A 16,334-nucleotide genomic window follows, 5' to 3' on the forward strand; every position below is an offset into this window, starting at 1 on the left:
CAACACCCTGCCCGAAAGGCACTTTTCATCACTATGACGACCCCACAGACTTTTTCTGCACTCGGCGTACCCCAGGCCATCGCGGATGTACTCGCGAGCCAGGGCAAGACCGAGGCATTCCCCATCCAGGCCGACACCCTCCCCGACACACTGCAGGGACGCGACGTACTCGGACGCGGAAAGACCGGCAGCGGTAAGACACTCGCATTCGCCATCCCGATGGTCGCTCGCCTCGCAGGCCAGCTTCCCGGCAACCGCAAGCCCGGCCGCCCGCGCGGCCTGATCCTCGCGCCGACGCGTGAGCTCGCCACCCAGATCGCCGTCGCGATCGAGCCGCTTGCTTCCGCATACTCGCTGAAGGTCACCACCATCTTCGGCGGTGTGTCTCAGGTCCGCCAGGTCTCCGCGCTCAAGGGTGGAGTCGACATCGTCGTCGCCTGCCCCGGTCGCCTCGAAGACCTGATGAAGCAGCGCCACCTCACCCTCGACGGCGTTCAGATCACCGTCCTCGACGAGGCAGACCACATGGCCGACCTCGGGTTCCTGCCCGTCGTCACCCGCATCCTCGCCGCCACTCCGGACAAGGGCCAGCGCATGCTGTTCTCCGCGACCCTGGACAACGGCGTCGACAAGCTGGTCAAGCGCTTCCTGCACAACCAGATCACGCACTCCGTCGACGAGGCCACCTCGCACGTCGAGGCCATGACGCACAGCGTCTTCGAGGTCGACGGCGTCGAAGCCAAGAAGAAGCTCGTCCACCAGCTCGCATCGGGCACCGGACGACGCATCCTGTTCATGCGCACCAAGCACCAGGCCCGCAAGCTCGCCAAGCAGCTCACCGACGCCGGAATCCCGTCCGTCGACCTGCACGGCAACCTCTCGCAGGCCGCGCGTGACCGCAACCTCGCCGCGTTCTCCTCCGGCCAGGCCCGTGTTCTCGTCGCCACCGACGTCGCAGCTCGCGGCGTCCACGTCGACGACGTCCAGCTCGTCGTCCACGTCGACCCGCCGGCCGAGCACAAGGCGTATCTGCACCGTTCCGGCCGCACCGCACGCGCGGGAAGCGCCGGAGACGTCGTGACCGTCGTCCTGCCCGAGCAGCGCAAGGACACCGCAGTTCTGCTGCGCAAGGCCGACATCAAGGTCACCCCGGTCCGCGTCACCGCCGACTCGCCCGCAGTGGCGAACCTCGTCGGCGAGCAGGCTCGCTACGTCCAGCCCGCGCCGAAGGCCGAGCCGGAAGTTCGCGCCGCGAACCCTCGTAACAGCAACAACGCGCGACGCGGCGGCCCGGCCCGCTCCGGTGGACAGCCCCGCAGTGGTGGACAGCCGCGCAGTGGAGGACAGCCCCGCAGTGGCGGTCAGCCGCGCAGCGGTGGCGGCGGCCACAGCCGTCGTGCAGCAGGGCCTGCCACGAGCCAGCGCAGCCGCTGATCTCAGGCTGGCACACTGGAGCGGTGACCGTCAGCTCTTCCCACACGCCGAAGTCAGGGCCCCTCGGTCCGCAGGAAATGGCGACCGCTGCCGTCATGAGCAGCTTCACCGTTGCCCTGACGGTGATCGGTGTGCTGGTACCGATGGCGGCGATCCTTCAGGTCGTCGCGGCGATTCCCATGTCGGTGGTCGCGCTCCGGTATCGGACTCGCGCACTGGTCACCTCCGCGGTCGCGGGCACCCTCGTCGGATTCGTCGCGGCCGGAACCCAGACGGCCATCACCGTGGCCAGCGCCGCCCTACTGGGCGGCCTGGTCGGGCGGGCGAAGCGCAAGAAGCAAGGACTGTTCGGCGTTCTCGTCACCTCGATGGTCGTCGGGCCGGCACTCGGGGCGTTGACCGTGCTGATGCTGCTCATCCTCGTTCCGTTGCGCGAGCTGTTCCTCGAAACGCTCCGCAACACGATGGAGGGCATTTCTCGATTGCTCGAGCGAACGTCGGCGCTGCAAGGTGCCGCGGATGTGCTCCGCAGTAGCAGCACCGCCGTGCTCGACAACTGGTGGTGGTGGGTCGGAGGATCGATCGCCTTCGGCATCGTCACCGGAACGCTGTTCGCGTGGCTCATCCTCACCGCGATCCTCGACCGTCTCTCCACCATCCCCACCCCCGAGCCTCTGGTCTCGAACGCCGACGACGAGATCGGGCCACTACCGGTCACGCTCACCGCAGTCGGTTTCCGCTACCCGGAAAGCACGACGTCCGCGCTGACCGGCGTCGACCTCCGCATCGACATAGGTGAGTTCGTGGCGATCGTCGGCCACAACGGTTCCGGTAAATCGACACTGACGCGGATCCTCGCCGGCCTCGAACCGTCGGAGGGCACAGTGGACAGGCCCGGCTCGACCGGCCTCGGACGATACGGCGGCACCGCGGTGGTGCTGCAGCGTCCCGAAAGCCAGATCCTCGGCACCCGCGTCGCCGACGACGTGGTGTGGGGACTGCCGCCCGGCGATTCACGCCCCGACGTCGAAGCCCTGCTCGACGAGGTCGGACTCGGCGGCATGGGAGCGCGCGACACTTCCTCCCTGTCCGGCGGCGAGATGCAGCGGCTCGCTGTCGCCGCAGCACTTGCTCGCCGTCCTGCACTTCTCATCGCCGACGAGGCAACCGCGATGATCGACGCCTCAGGGCGCGAACATCTGGTCTCGCTCCTCGCCGAACTGCCCCGCAGGCACCGGATGTCGGTCGTGCTCGTCACGCACCATGTCTCGGAAACCGTCGCCGCAGATCGCGTCGTGCATCTGCACGAGGGTTATCAGGTGCAGCACGACTCCACGTGGATGCAGGCTCGAACGGAGAATTCCGCTGCGCTGCACGACAATTCGAGTGAACGCCTCCTCGAACTGAGCGGCGTCGAGCACACGTACAACCGGCGCACACCGTGGGCGCAGGTAGCACTGAACGGCATCGACATCACTGTCAAACGCGGTGAGGGTGTACTCGTTCTCGGTGGAAACGGTTCGGGCAAATCCACTCTCGCCTGGATCATGGCCGGCCTCACCGGCCCGACCAAGGGCACCGCCCAGCTCGGCGGCAAGGCGATGACTGCACGGGTGGGCGACGTCGGGCTCGCATTCCAGCACTCGCGCCTGCAGCTGCAGCGGCGCACCGTCTCCGAGGACATCGCTGCCGCTGCCGGTCCCGAAACAGGCTCTGCCACAGTATCGGCCGCGATGGACGCCGTCGGCCTGGACAGGTCGTTGGCCGCTCGCGACATCGATTCACTCAGTGGTGGGCAGATGCGACGCGTGGTGCTCGCCGGGCTGATCGCGCGTCGGCCTCGCATGTTGGTTCTCGACGAACCCCTGGCCGGGCTCGACCCGCCCGGGCGCGACGACATCATCGGCGTTCTCGCCGGACTGCGCGATCGCGGCGTCGCCATCGTCGTCATCTCCCACGACGTGGATGGCATGGACACCGTCTGCAGCCGCACCATCACGATGGCCGACGGCCACATCGTCTCCGATTCGATCCTGGGGAGCGTGCACTCGTGACCACCGTCGTACTACGTCAGGTCCCGCGATTCTCACCGATCCATCGCCTGTGGGCCGGCACCAAACTCGTCGTCGTACTACTGCTGAGCATCACTCTTGTCGTCGCACCGACGTGGCCCGCGCTCGGAATCGTTTTCGCACTGTTAATCATCGCCGCGATCATCGCGCATGTCCCGATCACCGCAATTCCGCGTCCCCCGTGGTGGATCTGGGCATTGTTCGGCGTCGGAGCTCTCATCAATCTGCCGATCGGCGGCGCGGCAGTGCTGGTGTATCTGCGCGCGACGCTGTTCATCTTCGTCCTGCTCGGCGCATCGATGATGATCGGCTGGACCACGTCGATGAGCGACATCGCCCCTGCGGTCTCCAAACTGGGCACACCGCTGAAGAAGCTGAAATTGCCGGTCGACGAGTGGGCGATCGCCGTGGCCCTGAGCCTGCGCTCGCTTCCGCTGCTCATCGAGGAGATGCGCACCCTCAATGCCGCCCGACGCCTGCGCCCCAAACCGGTCGTCAACAGCGCGTCGGACAATTCCCTGGTCGACATCGTCACGACGGTGATGTCGGTTGCCATCCGACGGGCCGACGAGATGGGTGGGGCCATCACGGCCCGCGGGGGCACCGGAATGATCACCGCAACCGACGCGCGTTTCAAGGCCTCCGACGCGGTGACGCTGACCGTGGTGACGCTCGCGTGCACTGCGGCCATCGCGATCAGCTTCCTGTGGAGCTGAGCTACTCGCCCGCGAGACGTTCGGTGCGCGAGTTCAAGGCCTTGACGAACACGTCCGGGATGTCTCGCGGATCCTCGGCGACATAGCTCGTTCCACCGGTGACCGCCGAAATCTGCTGCAGTGCAACCGGATCTGCATCACTGGTGACGCCGACCGTGATGATCACGATGGGTCGCACCGGATCCTGTTCCTTCTGCAGCGACGCCAGCAGCTGGTCGAGGGAGATACTGCCCTCGTCTTCGTTGGCTCCGTCGGTCAGGATGATGACGCTGTTGACGTAATCGGGGTCGTAGCCCTCCTTCACCCGCCGGAACGCAGCCAACGTGGTGTCGTAGAGCCCTGTTCCGCCTCCGACGAGAGCAGGAAGGCCTCGGATCGAATCGAGAATGGCGTCGCGCTGCGACTTTCCGCCGAATGTACCGTCGGCCTTACCCATCGGCACCAACTCGCGGTAGTCCTGCTTGCCACCACCGAGACCGATCGAGAACGCCCACAACCCCATCTGTGTCTGATCACTGAAGAGCGAATTCGCACCGACAGACGCGTCCACGGTCAGCGCGATACGCGTGGAGTCGCCCGATCTCGCGGCCATCGAACCCGACACGTCCTCGACGACGAGGGTCCGCAGCGGTAGCGCGAGCACCGCCCAATCCCGCAGCGTCGTCTCGATCGACAACGGGTTCTTGATCTCGAGCGAGGCCACGGACCCGACGCCTCGGCCGTCGGGAAGTGGTGTGCCACTCGATGTTCGGAAGCCTGCTGCGACCATGGTGTCGGCGGCCGACGCGGTGGCGAGAACCGAGGCCAGTGCCGCTCCGGCCTGCTTGACGCGGTCGTATTCGGGGCCGGCAGGCGCGGTCACGGCCAGCGGGTAGTTGAGGAAATAGCTGCCGGTCGGCGGAACCGACTCGGTCAGTCCCGATCCCGGGTTGTCGGCCTCGTACGCAAGCAATGCCTGTTCGGTGGCCACGCTGGTGCCACCCTCGGCAGCCGCCAGGGCCACCAGATCCGGAGTGTCGTGTGGAGTGTTCGCTATCCGTCCGAAGTCCTGCGCCATCGGGACCAGAGCGGCGGACACGGCCTTGGCGTCGGAAATGGCCACCTCGGATTCGGCCAGCGCACCGAGGATCGCGGCGTTCGAGGCACTACTGGTCAAGGGGTCACCGATGCGTTGACCGGGAAGCTGGAGCACGCTGAGCCAGGTATCGGTCACCGGCACTGCGTCGGACTTCGATACCAGCACCGGCAACGTGTTCGCGACGGATGTCTTGGCCAGCTCGGGCAGGGCACCGGTCGAGCGAAGCGTCTTGAGCAGCCACAGCGTCGAATCCGGTATCCACAGGTCCGGGCGATTTTCGGTTCCCGCGATCTCGGTGGCGGTGTCGGCTGGACGTTCGGGGCGAACCTCGAAGTTCACGCAGCCGCGGTCGAACTCGCCGGCCTGCGCCAGAATCTGCTGGACCGGTTCGGCAATGGAGGTGTCCACCGCGAGCGACACCGTGTCGAGGGAATCGCAGGAATCCGCACCGGACGCGCGCACTGCCTGCACTCCGAACCATCCACCGACCACGACGATGACCGCAGTCAGAGCGAGAACCGCCCAGGTCCACACGCGGCCGAACCTGGAACTACTACCGCTGTGACGTCCCGACATCGATGCAACCCCCTGCTCGGCCCCCCCGTTGCACTCACCGGGCGAGTGCAACAGCACGCGCGCTCAGAAGTGACGCGACGCACAGCATAGTAGCCCCCTCAGCGACCCGAGCGACTTCTGAGTGCATTGACGAACACATTCGGGATCTCCGCCGGATTTCGTGCGACGAAGCTCGTACCGCCTGTGGCAGCCGATATCTGTTGCAGCACACCGGCATCTGCATCATCGGTGATGCCGATGGTCACGATGACGACCGGCTTGGACGGGTCCTGCTCGGCTCGCAGAGTGGACAGCAGCTCGTCGAGCGAGATGCTGGCGGGGTCCTCGTTGGTGCCGTCGGTGAGGATGATGACGCTGTTGACGGCATCGGGGTCGTAGCCCTGCTGCACGGTGCGGAACGCCGCCAACGTGGTGTCGTAGAGACCGGTACCACCTCCGACCAGTGTCGGAAGCGTCCGAGTCTGCTGCAACAGCACCTCACGCTGCGTGGTGTTGCCGACCTGCTCGTCCATTCGCCGGATCGGTGCGAGCTCACGGTAGTCCTGCGATTCGCCGCCGAGTCCGATCGAGAACGCCCACAAACCCATCGACGCGTTGTCGGGGAACAGCCGATTTCCGGTCTCACTGGCCTGCACCGTCATGGCGATGCGTGTATTCGCCCCGGCGCTGTAGTTCATCGACCCGGAGACGTCCTCCATCACCAACGCACGAGAGGGCAGAGCCAAGACCTGGTACTGACGCAACGTCGACTCGGCGGCCTGCTGGTCGGCCACGGTCAGTGATGTCACGTCACCGATCCCACGACCGGCATCGAGGGGTGCGTTGTCCGCCGATCTGAAGCCGGCGTCGGACAGCGCCTGCTGCCCCAGCTCGGATTCGATGGCCGTGGCCAGTGCCGTCCCTACGGACTTCGCGGCCTCGTGTCGATCGCCTGCGGGTTCGGTCACCGCCAGCGGAAAGTTCAGGAAGATGGTGCCCGTCGGCGGCACCGTCGCGCCCAGTTCGACGCTGTTGTCCTGCTGGTAGGCCAGGAAAGCCTGCTCGGAGACCACTGCGACGCCTCCGTCGGCGACCAGATCGTCGAGCCGTACCGTCGGATCGGCCTCACCACGAGTGGCGGCCTGAGCCTGAGCGATGGGGACGAGCGCCGTCCCGACCGAGTCGAGGGCGGCCTCGTCCGATCCGGCCTCGGCCACCGCGCCCAGGATGGCCGCGTCGGACGTGGTGTTGGCCAACGGGTTACCGATGCGCAGACCTTCGAGCTTCAGGGCAGTGAGCCAGGTGTCGAAGAACGGCACCTCGTCCTTGCGTGCCGCGAGCACGGCCGGGGTGGCGGCCACCGACTGACTCGCGAGGTCGATCAGTGTCGCGGTCGACCGTACGGTCTTGCCGACCCACAGCGATGAATCCGGAATCCAGAGTGAGGGGACATCGTCGCCCTTGGCAACAGCCGCCGAGACCTGACCGGACTCGGTCGCCGTGACCTCGATCTCGGCGCAACCGAGACTTTCCGCGGATGTGTCGTCGACGATCTTCTGCAGCACAGGTGCGATCGCCGGGTCCGCGGCCAGAGAGTACGACGCGGGGTCGCCGCATTCCGACCCGAAGGCCTTCTGCGCGACGACCACACCGCCGCCGACCACGAGCAGGACGGAAACGGCCACGACACCGTACTTGGCGAGTCCTCTGCTGCTCGTCGCGGACGACGGCGCACTGTGCCTACCGGGCATGCATCTCCACTCCTACACCGTCAGGCGTAGATCTTGACGAACGTCTTCAACGAGTTCTCGATGTCGCCTTTGAGCGCGCGGGCGACACCGGAACCGATCGGACCGAACAGCGGCGCACCGCCGAGGTTGATGTCGATGGTGATCTCGGAACCGTCACCCTTGGATTTCACGGACATGTTCAGGCCGATCTTGACGCCGCCCTTGCCGTTGCCCTTGAGCTCGAGCTTCTTGGGCGGATCGTAGGACTCGATCTTCCAGGACACCCGGTTGCGCATGCCCTTCACGCTGGCGATGGAGTCGAGGGTGGTGCCGACGGCCAGCTGCTCGGGCAGCTCACCGCGCCACGCTTCGTGGATGGAGAGCCACTGCTCGTATCCGGACAGATCGGACGCGTGCGCCCACGTCTGCTCGGGGGTCAGCGGGACGTCGAGGGAAACCTTCAGCTTGGCCACAGCAGGGATGGTAACCGCTGAAACGAAAATGCCCGCGTGAGGCCTTGCTCACACGGGCATTTTCGATGGTGCTGCGATCGATCAGTGGGCGCTGGCCTTCTCCGCACCGATACCGGTGAGGGAGCGAACCTCCATCTCGGCCTGCTTGTCGGTGCTCTCGGTGTCCTTCGAGATCAGAGTTCCGACGATGCCGAGGATGAATGCGAGCGGAATCGACACGATGCCCGGGTTGGAGAGCGGGAACCACGCGAAGTCCGAGCCGGGGATCATCGACGTCGGCGATCCGGAGACGGCCGGGGAGAAGATGATCAGCACGATCGTCGAGATCAGGCCGCCGTACATGCTGAACAGTGCGCCGGTGGTGGTGAAGCGACGCCAGAACAGCGAGTACAGGATGGTCGGCAGGTTCGCGGCCGCAGCGACGGCGAACGCGAGTGCCACCAGGAAGGCGATGTTCTGCCCGTTGGCGAGGATGCCGAGGCCGATGGCGAGCAGGCCGATGACGACGGCGGTGATGCGCGAGACCTTGACCTGCTTCTTGTCGTCGACCTTGCCCTTCTTGATGACGCTCGCATAGATGTCGTGAGCGAACGACGCCGACGCGGTGATCGTCAATCCGGCGACCACGGCCAGGATGGTCGCGAAGGCGACCGCCGAGATGACACCGAGCAGAATGACGCCGCCGAGCTCGAAGGCCAACAGCGGAGCTGCGGAGTTCTGACCGCCGGCCGAGGCCAGAATGCGGTCGGGTCCGACGATCGCTGCGGCACCGTAGCCGAGCACCAGGGTGAACAGGTAGAACGCACCGATGAGCGCGATGGCCCACACGACGCTGCGACGAGCTTCCTTGGCGGTGGGCACCGTGTAGAAGCGCATCAGCACGTGCGGCAGACCCGCGGTGCCGAGCACGAGTGCGATACCGAGCGAGAGGAAGTTGATCTTCGAGGTGGCACTGCCGCCGTACTGAGCGCCTGGCTCGATGACGTCACGTGCTGCCACGGCCTCGTTGGCCGATCCGGCCACCATGGCCTGTGCGCTGCCGAGCAGCTCGGAGAAGTTCAGGCCGAACTTGGCGAGAACCAGAACGGTCATGAACGCCGCACCTGCGATGAGCAGAACGGCCTTGATGATCTGCACCCAGGTGGTGCCCTTCATGCCGCCGATGAGCACGTACGCGATCATCAGCACACCGACGATGGCGATGACGATGGACTGCCCGGTGCGGTCGGAGATGTCGAGCAGCAGTGCGACGAGTCCGCCTGCACCTGCCATCTGTGCGAGCAGGTAGAACAGTGACACCGTCAGCGTGGACAGAGCAGCTGCGGTACGAACCGGTCCTTGCTTGAGCCGGAAGCTCAGCACGTCCGCCATCGTGAATTTGCCGGTGTTCCTGAGCAATTCGGCGACGAGGAGCAGTGCAACGAGCCATGCGACGAGGAAGCCGATGGAGTACAGGAAGCCGTCGTAACCGTAGACGGCGATGGCACCGGCGATGCCGAGAAAGCTTGCGGCCGAAAGGTAGTCACCGGCGATGGCGACGCCGTTCTGCGGTCCGGAGAATCCGCCGCCTGCGGTGAAGAACTCCGCAGAGGTCGCATTCTTCTTCGATGCGCGGATGACGACGGCCATCGTGATGATGACGAACGCGCCGAAGATCGCGATGTTGACGAGTGGTTCGCCGACGGTGGTGCTTGCTGCTTGCGCGAGATTCATCGCTTGGCTCCCTGGGAGGCTTCCATCTCGGCGCGCAAGGCTGCGGCGCGAGGATCGAGTTCACGGTTGGCGAACTTCACGTAGATGCCGGTGATGGCGAACGTGGTGACGAACTGGCCGAGGCCGAGCAGCAGGCCGATGTTGATGTTGCCCCACACCTTGGTCGACATGAAGTCGACCGCGTAGGTGCTCAGCAGCACGTAGAGGACGTACCAGACCAGGAAGAACCCGGCCATCGGGAACACGAAGCTACGCAGGCGTCGTCGGAGTTCCTGGAACTCGGGACTGGCCTGCATGTCGACGAACGCTTGCGCGTCCGGTGGCGAATTGGTTTCCGATGCGGTCACCTTGGACTCCTGAAGTAGATGTGAGCTGTAGCTGACTCGGAACAGTAATGAGAGTCAGGTCACAAAATCAGGAGGTGGTGTCGATCACACGATGGGCTGCGGGAGTGTGCGACGAGCGGTCGAGAATGGCAGTTGAGCGGCTCTGCGGGAGTGGAGCCTGCGGAATGACCCAGTGGTCTCAGAGCTCGCGCTCTCGGTCTTTGCCCATGTCGAGGCCTTCCGGCAGGTGCAGTCGCGCGAAGATGCGGGAGATGTCCGACGGGATCGTTCTTCGGGTGGCGAGGCTGACGGCGATCATCGAGGCGAAGGCGACGGGGACGCTGACGGCGGCGGGGTAGCCGAGGATCGCTGCCGCCCAGCCGCCGAGGACGCCGTCGGAGATGGGGGTGACGACGGAGATCGACGCGGCGACGAGTGAGATGCCACCACCGAGGAGCAGTCCGGTCGCGGCTCCGGCTGCGGTGAGACCGCGCCACCAGATGCCCAGTACCAGCAGCGGGCACAGGGTGGATGCGGCGACGGCGAACACGAGCCCGACGGTGCGCGAAAGATCGAGTGAGACAACGCCGATCGACAGTGCCAGCGGCACGGCACCGGCCAGAACGGCAGCGACGCGGAAATCTCGGACCTTGCCCGAGAGGACGTCGGTACTGAGCACACCGGCGATGCTGACCAGCAGGCCCGACGACGTGGACAGGAAGGCGGCGATGGCACCGGCGGCCACGAGTGCGGCGAGCAGTTGGCCCGGTATTCCGGACAGCACCGAGCCGGGCAGCAGCAGCACCGCTGCGTCGGATGCCCCGGTGATCAGCAGTTGTGGCACGTACAGCCGGGCGAACACTCCGAGCACCGTCGGGAACAGGTAGAACATGCCGAGCAGCGCGAGGACGGTGAGCGAGGTCAGTCGCGCCGCTCGGCCGTCGGGGTTGGTGTAGAAGCGCACCAGCACGTGCGGCAGGCCGAGGGTTCCGAGGAACGTGGCCAGAATCAGCGAGTACACCTGATACAGCGGGTGTGCTCCGCCCAGTCCCCCGCCGGGCATAGCCCACGCCCGGTCGGTGGTCGGCGCTCCCGCGACGACGGGGACGGGCGATCCGGCGTCGAGTGTCAGCAACGTACCCGAGCCCAGCCGGTGTTCACCTGCGTCCAGCAGGACTCGCCCGTCGACGCTCTCGTCGTCGAGAGTCCCCGTCACGGTGACGACGATCGGCGAATCCACCTGTACGAGAACATCGATGGTGATGTCGACGGCGGTCTGTTCGGTCACCGTGGGTGGGGCCGGACTGCCGACGTCGCGGTCGTCGGAATAGAAATGCACGGCCAGCACCAGTGCCGGGATGGCGATTGCGGTGAGCTTGAGCCAGTACTGGAACGCCTGAACGAAGGTGATGGAGCGCATGCCACCGCCGACGACGTTCGCGATGACGATCAGCCCCACCGCCAGGGCACCGACCCAGCCGGGCACTCCGAGCAGAATGTTCAGGGTCAGGCCTGCGCCCTGGAACTGCGGCACCAGGTACAGCGCGCAGATGACCACGACCACCAGCATCGCCACGGTCCGCAACCACGGTGCGCCGAGCCGAAATTCGACGAAATCGGGCACCGTGTACGCGCCGCTCCTGCGCAGCGGTGCCGCGACGAACAACAGCAGACCCAGGTAGCCGGCGGTGAAGCCGACCGGGTACCACAGCGCATCGGCTCCGTACTTCGCAATCAGACCCGCAACCCCGAGAAAGGATGCAGCGGAGAGGTATTCACCACTGATGGCGGCGGCGTTCCAGCGTGGCCCGACGGTACGCGAGGCCACCAGGAAGTCGGAGGTGGTGCGAGCCAGCCGAACTCCGTAGATACCGATGCCCACCGTGGCCACGGCGGCCACCAGCAGCGCGATCACCGTCGCGATCGGAATGGATTGGTTCACTGGACGGCGATCTGCTGATCGTGGATCCCAGCACCGAAACTCATGTGGTGATCGGTTTCGCGGTGGGACACTGAGTGTGTGCACGTGCCGAGCGCGACCCGATGACGGTATCGGCGGCCGTCGCTGCGTGTCTGCCGTTCGCAGCAGGTGCTGTGTTCGCGCATCTGCCCACGGCCGCTGTGGCGGCCGGTCTCGGCTCTCTGAACACCGGTTCCGTGCTCGCTCGGTTCACTGCCGGATGGCTGGCAGGCGTCGCGGCCGTCACCGCCGCGGGGCTGGTGGTCGTGGACACCGCAGTCCTGGCGTCGGACTCGTCCGGGTGGGTGCGGTGGCTGAGGGTGGCTCTCGGTCTCGCTCTGCTCGTTCTCGGCGTCCGCAAGCTGGTCGGGCGGGTGCGGAACGGCCCGGCGCAGGAAGAACCGGGGTGGGTCGGGACGGCCCGAAACCTCACCGGAGGCAAGGCTTTCGCCACTGCGTTCCTGCTCGGATCGGTGAATCCGAAGAGTGCCGTCATCGCGCTCTCCGCCGTCGCGGTGATCGTCGACGCGTCCTCGGTTGTGGCCGTCCAGATCACGGCCGCGGTGGTGTTCGTGGTGGTGTCCAGCCTGGGCGTCGCTGCACCTGCCGTCGCGCTGCTCGTCTTCCGCGACCGTGCCCGACGTCCCATGAGCACCGTCGTCGACCGGTTCGTCGCGTACAGCGACGTCGTCTTGATCGCGATACTCCTGGCCCTTGGCCTGTACATGACAGTGAACGCTATCTGATCATCGATCGAGTCAATCGTCCATCAAGACGGTGAAGTCGTGTTCGTTGCGTTCGGCTCTACGCACGTACATCCAGCCCACACCGAACAGCATCGGATAGATCGCTGCTCCCAGCACCACCCACGACAGCCCGATTCCCAGCAGCGGGACGTCGGTCACACGCGCGAGGAGCAGCCCCAGCAACGGAATTGCGAACAGAATCGACAGCGTCATCACCGCCAGGCGCACCGACAGCAACAGCTGCGCGCGAACCAGGCTACGGACCAGGGCGTCGCCGACCTCGGTTTGCTCCTGCACTTCGACACGAGTGCGCACCATCCGTGCGCCGCGACGTTGCGAGAGCACCACCCGCTGTCGGTGCGGCTGGCTCACTGCGTATTCCTCGTCACCGGGACGACCACGATTGCAGCGGCCCGCGGACCAGTCTGTCCTTGAGTTCTCTGGCGTGCCGTCGGCTCACCGGCAGTTCGCAGGCAGCGAGGTTTCCGCTGGCCCGCAGACACACCACCAGACCCGAACCGACGCTGCGGATCCCCGTGACCAATCGCAGCGAGACCAGGTACGAGCGGTGCACGCGGAGGAATCCGGCATCGGCCCAGCGACTTTCGAGGGCCGAGATCGGTATACGCACCAGGTGCGAGCCGTTGGAAGTGTGCAACCTCGCGTAGTCGCCGTCGGCCTCCACCCACGCGACCGACGATCGGTGCACCAAGGTGGTGGTTCCGCCGAGTTCGACGGGGATGACCTCGTCGGCCGACGTGTCCGTCGACTCCGCGGGTCGACGCCGCGCCAGCAACACCCGGCGCAGTGCCTCGGTGAGCCGATCCTCTCGCAACGGCTTGAGCAGGTAGTCGACGGCACCGAGATCGAAGGCGGCCAGGGCCCGGTCGTCGTGGGCGGTGACGAACACGACGGCGGGTGGCCGCGCGAATGCCGACAGGATGCCGGCCAGTTCGAGGCCGTCGAGCCCGGGCATGTTGATGTCGAGGAACACTGCGTCGATCGGTTGCGCGGAGGTCTGTTGCAGCTGCCGCAGTGCGGTGGTGGCGTCCTGCGCGGTGAACACCTCGGCGACGGTGTCCTGCTGGCGCAGCAGAAAGGCGAGTTCGTCGAGTGCCGGGCGCTCGTCGTCGACGGCGAGGACGATCAACCCACGGCCGGGGGTGGCAGCCTGCGTCATGCCCGCACACCCGGCCTGAATTTGGGCACCCGCATGCTCACTTTGGTGCCTGCGCCCGGTGCGGTGTCCACCACGAGACCGTAATCGTTCCCGAAGGCTGCCCGCAGCCGATCGTCCACGTTCGCCAATCCGACATGGGCCGCGTCCTCGGTGTGCAGACTTCCCGAGCGCAACACTTCGGGATCCATCCCCACACCGTCGTCCTCGATACTGATCACCGCGTCGGTGCCCTCGTCGGCGGCGATGATCGTCACTCGGCCGCCGTCGGCCTTACCGGACAGGCCGTGCCGGACGGCGTTCTCGACGAGCGGCTGCAGCGCGAGAAACGGCAGTGCTACGCCCAACACTTCGGGAGCGACCTGCAACGTGACCTGCAGGGAATCGCCGAAGCGGGCGCGTTCGAGCGTCAGGTACCGATCGATGTTGCGCAGCTCGTCCGCGAGCACCGTGAACTCGCCCGCGTTGCGGAACGAGTATCGGGTGAAGTCGGCGAACTCGAGCACCAGCTCCCGCGCCCGATCCGGGTCGGTGCGCACGAACGACGCGATCGTGCCGAGTGCGTTGTAGATGAAGTGCGGGCTGATCTGTGCGCGCAGGGCCCGCACCTCGGCGCGGTCCAACCGCGCCCTCGACGCGTCGAGTTCGGCAAGCTCGATCTGACCGCAGGCGTAGCGCGCGACCTCGGCGATGGCCCCGAGCATGCCCGGTCCGGGCTCGGCGACGACAGCGGCGCCCAACACCCCGACCACCGGAGACTCGTCGACGACCAACGGCTGCACCACCAGCGCTCTGACCTCGTGGATCGAACCGAGCGGCAGACGCACCAGGACGCGACGCTGCCCGTCCACGGCCCGTTTCGCCGCCTCGACGAAGGCCGGCGTCAGCTCGTCCCACGGGCCGTCCCAGGCCAGCAGCGAACCGTCGGGATCGCAGATGCCCAGTGCGTCCGCACCCGTCAGCACCCGCAGATGCGGCGCGGCCGCGGCGGCCGAACGAGCGTCGAGGCCGTCGCGCAGCGGCTTGGCCGCCAGCGAGGCGGTATGCAGAGTGGCGTGGACGGCGCGCTCGGCAGGTGTGGTCAGGTCCCGTCGCCCGCGCAGACTGATCACGGCGATCACCGAGACGATCACGGCCACGATCACCGCCATCGTTGCCAGTGCCGCGGTCATCGCGCGCACGTGGTCGAGGTGGGCACGTTCAGGAAGCGTTCGACGAGCCAGTCGACTCCGGTGCCGTTGGCGGCCAGTTCGGCATGGCCCTGCTCCGGTTCGGAGCGAAACTCGACGTCGTCGCCCAATGCGCAGGCCTCGGCCACCGCGTCGCGGGTCCACTGGGGATCGATGAGGTCGTCGCGTTCGCCGACCAGGACCAACAGCGGTACCCCGGTGCGGGAAGTCGGAACCGCAACCGATTCGAGCCATTGCGTCATCCGATCCGATGCCTCCTCGGAGTCCGGGAGAGCATCGGCCGGATCGAGGACGGCTCCGGCGTCGGCCTTGGAGAAGCCGAGGAGGTCACTGCAGGCGGTCAGTGCGGACACGTTGTCGGCGAACGTGCCGCGGATGTAATCCGAACGTTCGGCAGTCGGATCCACGGCGTGCAGACCCTCGTAGAGATACGGCACCAGCAGTTGACGCGGCACGGTCTGCTCGGTCTCGGGTGCGAAGAATCGAGTGGCATCGGCCACCGGAGAGAGTGCCGCGGCACCGACCAGTTGCAGACCGTCGCCGTAGTCGTCACTGCGTTCGGCTGCCGCCCAGACTGCTTGTCCGCCTTGAGAAGTGCCTACTGCGCCCCACCTGGTGCCGACGTCGGGAACCACGTTGCGGGCCGCACGCACCGCGTCGATGACGTCGTACGCTGCGGCGTCGCGGTCGAGGTAGGCGGGATCTCCCGGCGTCCCGAGGCCCTGGTAGTCCGTCACCACGACCACCGTGCCGCGTTCGAGGAACGGCGTCACCAGGCCGATGGTGCCCAACAGGTTGGGGTACAGCGACGGCGCACACTCGTCGGTGACACCGGTGGTTCCGTGCCCGACGGAAACGATCGGCCAGCCTCCCGGTGGCGCAGACCCCTTGGGCACGAACACCGTTCCCGAGGTTTGCGTGCCGCCTCCGGTGATCCCGTCGGTGGTGCGGTAGACGATTTTCGTGGCGGTCCCGCCGAGGTAGGCGACACCGATGTCGACCTGTCCCAGCAGCATCGACGACACGATCTCACCGCGTTCGAGGCCTTCGGGTGCCGCGACCGCAGTGGGGGCGGCGTCGACGGGTTCGGCGGTGGGACTGCTGCACGCGGCAAGGGCGAACACCAGTGCCGCGGCGACCACCGGTCCGGTCGACCTCACTGTC

At 66.4% G+C, this 16,334-nt stretch carries 14 protein-coding genes; 4 read left to right on the forward strand and 10 right to left on the reverse strand.

The genetic code is table 11. The annotated features are described in order from the left end of the window. Positions 1-33 precede the first annotated feature (33 nt). Genes CH295_RS03275 through CH295_RS03285 form a run of 3 tightly spaced genes read left to right on the forward strand, consistent with a single transcriptional unit; the run spans position 34 to position 4,222 of the window. The gene (locus CH295_RS03275; protein WP_037191832.1) at positions 34-1,434 is read left to right on the forward strand and encodes a DEAD/DEAH box helicase; all 1,401 of its coding nucleotides are present in this window, start codon (positions 34-36) and stop codon (positions 1,432-1,434) included. Positions 1,435-1,457: 23 nt separating this feature from the next. Continuing rightward, on the forward strand, positions 1,458-3,488 hold the full coding sequence (locus CH295_RS03280) for a DUF2232 domain-containing protein (RefSeq protein ID WP_212556138.1): 2,031 nt from the start codon (positions 1,458-1,460) through the stop codon (positions 3,486-3,488). Then, complete coding sequence (locus CH295_RS03285) at positions 3,485-4,222, forward strand: energy-coupling factor transporter transmembrane component T family protein (RefSeq protein ID WP_094739775.1); 738 nt, start codon at positions 3,485-3,487, stop codon at positions 4,220-4,222. The genes CH295_RS03280 and CH295_RS03285 overlap by 4 nt, the downstream gene beginning before the upstream one ends. A gap of 1 nt (position 4,223) precedes the next feature. Here the strand turns inward: CH295_RS03285 and CH295_RS03290 are convergent, their stop codons facing one another. The 6 genes from CH295_RS03290 to CH295_RS03315 form a co-directional block, all read right to left on the reverse strand. After that, positions 4,224-5,834 (reverse strand): VWA domain-containing protein, encoded by a 1,611-nt coding sequence (locus tag CH295_RS03290; RefSeq protein WP_252341888.1) that lies wholly within the window; start codon positions 5,832-5,834, stop codon positions 4,224-4,226. A 140-nt stretch (positions 5,835-5,974) separates the two neighbouring features. After that, positions 5,975-7,606, reverse strand: coding sequence for a VWA domain-containing protein (locus CH295_RS03295; protein WP_094739777.1), 1,632 nt, complete (start codon positions 7,604-7,606; stop codon positions 5,975-5,977). A 20-nt stretch (positions 7,607-7,626) separates the two neighbouring features. Beyond that, positions 7,627-8,058: a type II toxin-antitoxin system Rv0910 family toxin gene (locus tag CH295_RS03300; RefSeq protein WP_037191822.1), complete on the reverse strand. Its 432-nt coding sequence runs from the start codon at positions 8,056-8,058 to the stop codon at positions 7,627-7,629. An 81-nt stretch (positions 8,059-8,139) separates the two neighbouring features. Further along, the gene (locus tag CH295_RS03305; protein ID WP_037191820.1) at positions 8,140-9,771 is read right to left on the reverse strand and encodes a monocarboxylic acid transporter; all 1,632 of its coding nucleotides are present in this window, start codon (positions 9,769-9,771) and stop codon (positions 8,140-8,142) included. Continuing rightward, positions 9,768-10,067: a DUF485 domain-containing protein gene (locus CH295_RS03310; RefSeq protein ID WP_037192167.1), complete on the reverse strand. Its 300-nt coding sequence runs from the start codon at positions 10,065-10,067 to the stop codon at positions 9,768-9,770. Before CH295_RS03310 ends, CH295_RS03305 begins: the two co-directional genes overlap by 4 nt. Positions 10,068-10,296: 229 nt before the next feature. Beyond that, positions 10,297-12,039 (reverse strand): sodium/solute symporter, encoded by a 1,743-nt coding sequence (locus CH295_RS03315; protein ID WP_094739778.1) that lies wholly within the window; start codon positions 12,037-12,039, stop codon positions 10,297-10,299. Positions 12,040-12,140: 101 nt separating this feature from the next. Between CH295_RS03315 and CH295_RS03320 the strand changes: the two genes are divergently transcribed. Beyond that, the gene (locus CH295_RS03320; protein WP_141216946.1) at positions 12,141-12,803 is read left to right on the forward strand and encodes a GAP family protein; all 663 of its coding nucleotides are present in this window, start codon (positions 12,141-12,143) and stop codon (positions 12,801-12,803) included. A gap of 12 nt (positions 12,804-12,815) precedes the next feature. Here CH295_RS03320 and CH295_RS03325 read toward each other — a convergent pair whose 3' ends face one another. From CH295_RS03325 to CH295_RS03340, 4 genes are all read right to left on the reverse strand, one after another. Then, a complete protein-coding gene (locus tag CH295_RS03325; protein WP_371828448.1) occupies positions 12,816-13,121 on the reverse strand; it encodes a DUF485 domain-containing protein in 306 nt (101 codons plus the stop codon). Between the two features lie 67 nt (positions 13,122-13,188). Continuing rightward, entirely contained in the window at positions 13,189-13,983 is a 795-nt protein-coding gene (locus CH295_RS03330; protein ID WP_037191809.1) for a LytR/AlgR family response regulator transcription factor, read from the reverse strand. Then, entirely contained in the window at positions 13,980-15,152 is a 1,173-nt protein-coding gene (locus CH295_RS03335; RefSeq protein WP_037192165.1) for a sensor histidine kinase, read from the reverse strand. Before CH295_RS03335 ends, CH295_RS03330 begins: the two co-directional genes overlap by 4 nt. Next, positions 15,149-16,330 carry an alpha/beta hydrolase family protein gene (locus CH295_RS03340; protein ID WP_094739780.1) on the reverse strand — a complete coding sequence of 394 codons (1,182 nt, stop codon included), beginning with the start codon at positions 16,328-16,330 and terminating at the stop codon, positions 15,149-15,151. Before CH295_RS03340 ends, CH295_RS03335 begins: the two co-directional genes overlap by 4 nt. Positions 16,331-16,334 lie beyond the last annotated feature (4 nt).

Origin of the sequence: Rhodococcus sp. 14-2483-1-2 (assembly GCF_002259405.1) — a bacterium.
Lineage (GTDB): Bacteria > Actinomycetota > Actinomycetes > Mycobacteriales > Mycobacteriaceae > Rhodococcoides.

Coding starts and splice junctions, on each gene's coding strand:
- CH295_RS03275 (WP_037191832.1), top strand. CDS start 34: ATGACGACCCCACAGACTTTTTCTGCACTCGGCGTACCCCAGGCCATC.
- CH295_RS03295 (WP_094739777.1), bottom strand. CDS start 7,606: ATGCCCGGTAGGCACAGTGCGCCGTCGTCCGCGACGAGCAGCAGAGGA.
- CH295_RS03305 (WP_037191820.1), bottom strand. CDS start 9,771: ATGAATCTCGCGCAAGCAGCAAGCACCACCGTCGGCGAACCACTCGTC.
- CH295_RS03310 (WP_037192167.1), bottom strand. CDS start 10,067: ATGCAGGCCAGTCCCGAGTTCCAGGAACTCCGACGACGCCTGCGTAGC.
- CH295_RS03320 (WP_141216946.1), top strand. CDS start 12,141: ATGACGGTATCGGCGGCCGTCGCTGCGTGTCTGCCGTTCGCAGCAGGT.
- CH295_RS03325 (WP_371828448.1), bottom strand. CDS start 13,121: ATGGTGCGCACTCGTGTCGAAGTGCAGGAGCAAACCGAGGTCGGCGAC.
- CH295_RS03330 (WP_037191809.1), bottom strand. CDS start 13,983: ATGACGCAGGCTGCCACCCCCGGCCGTGGGTTGATCGTCCTCGCCGTC.
- CH295_RS03335 (WP_037192165.1), bottom strand. CDS start 15,152: ATGACCGCGGCACTGGCAACGATGGCGGTGATCGTGGCCGTGATCGTC.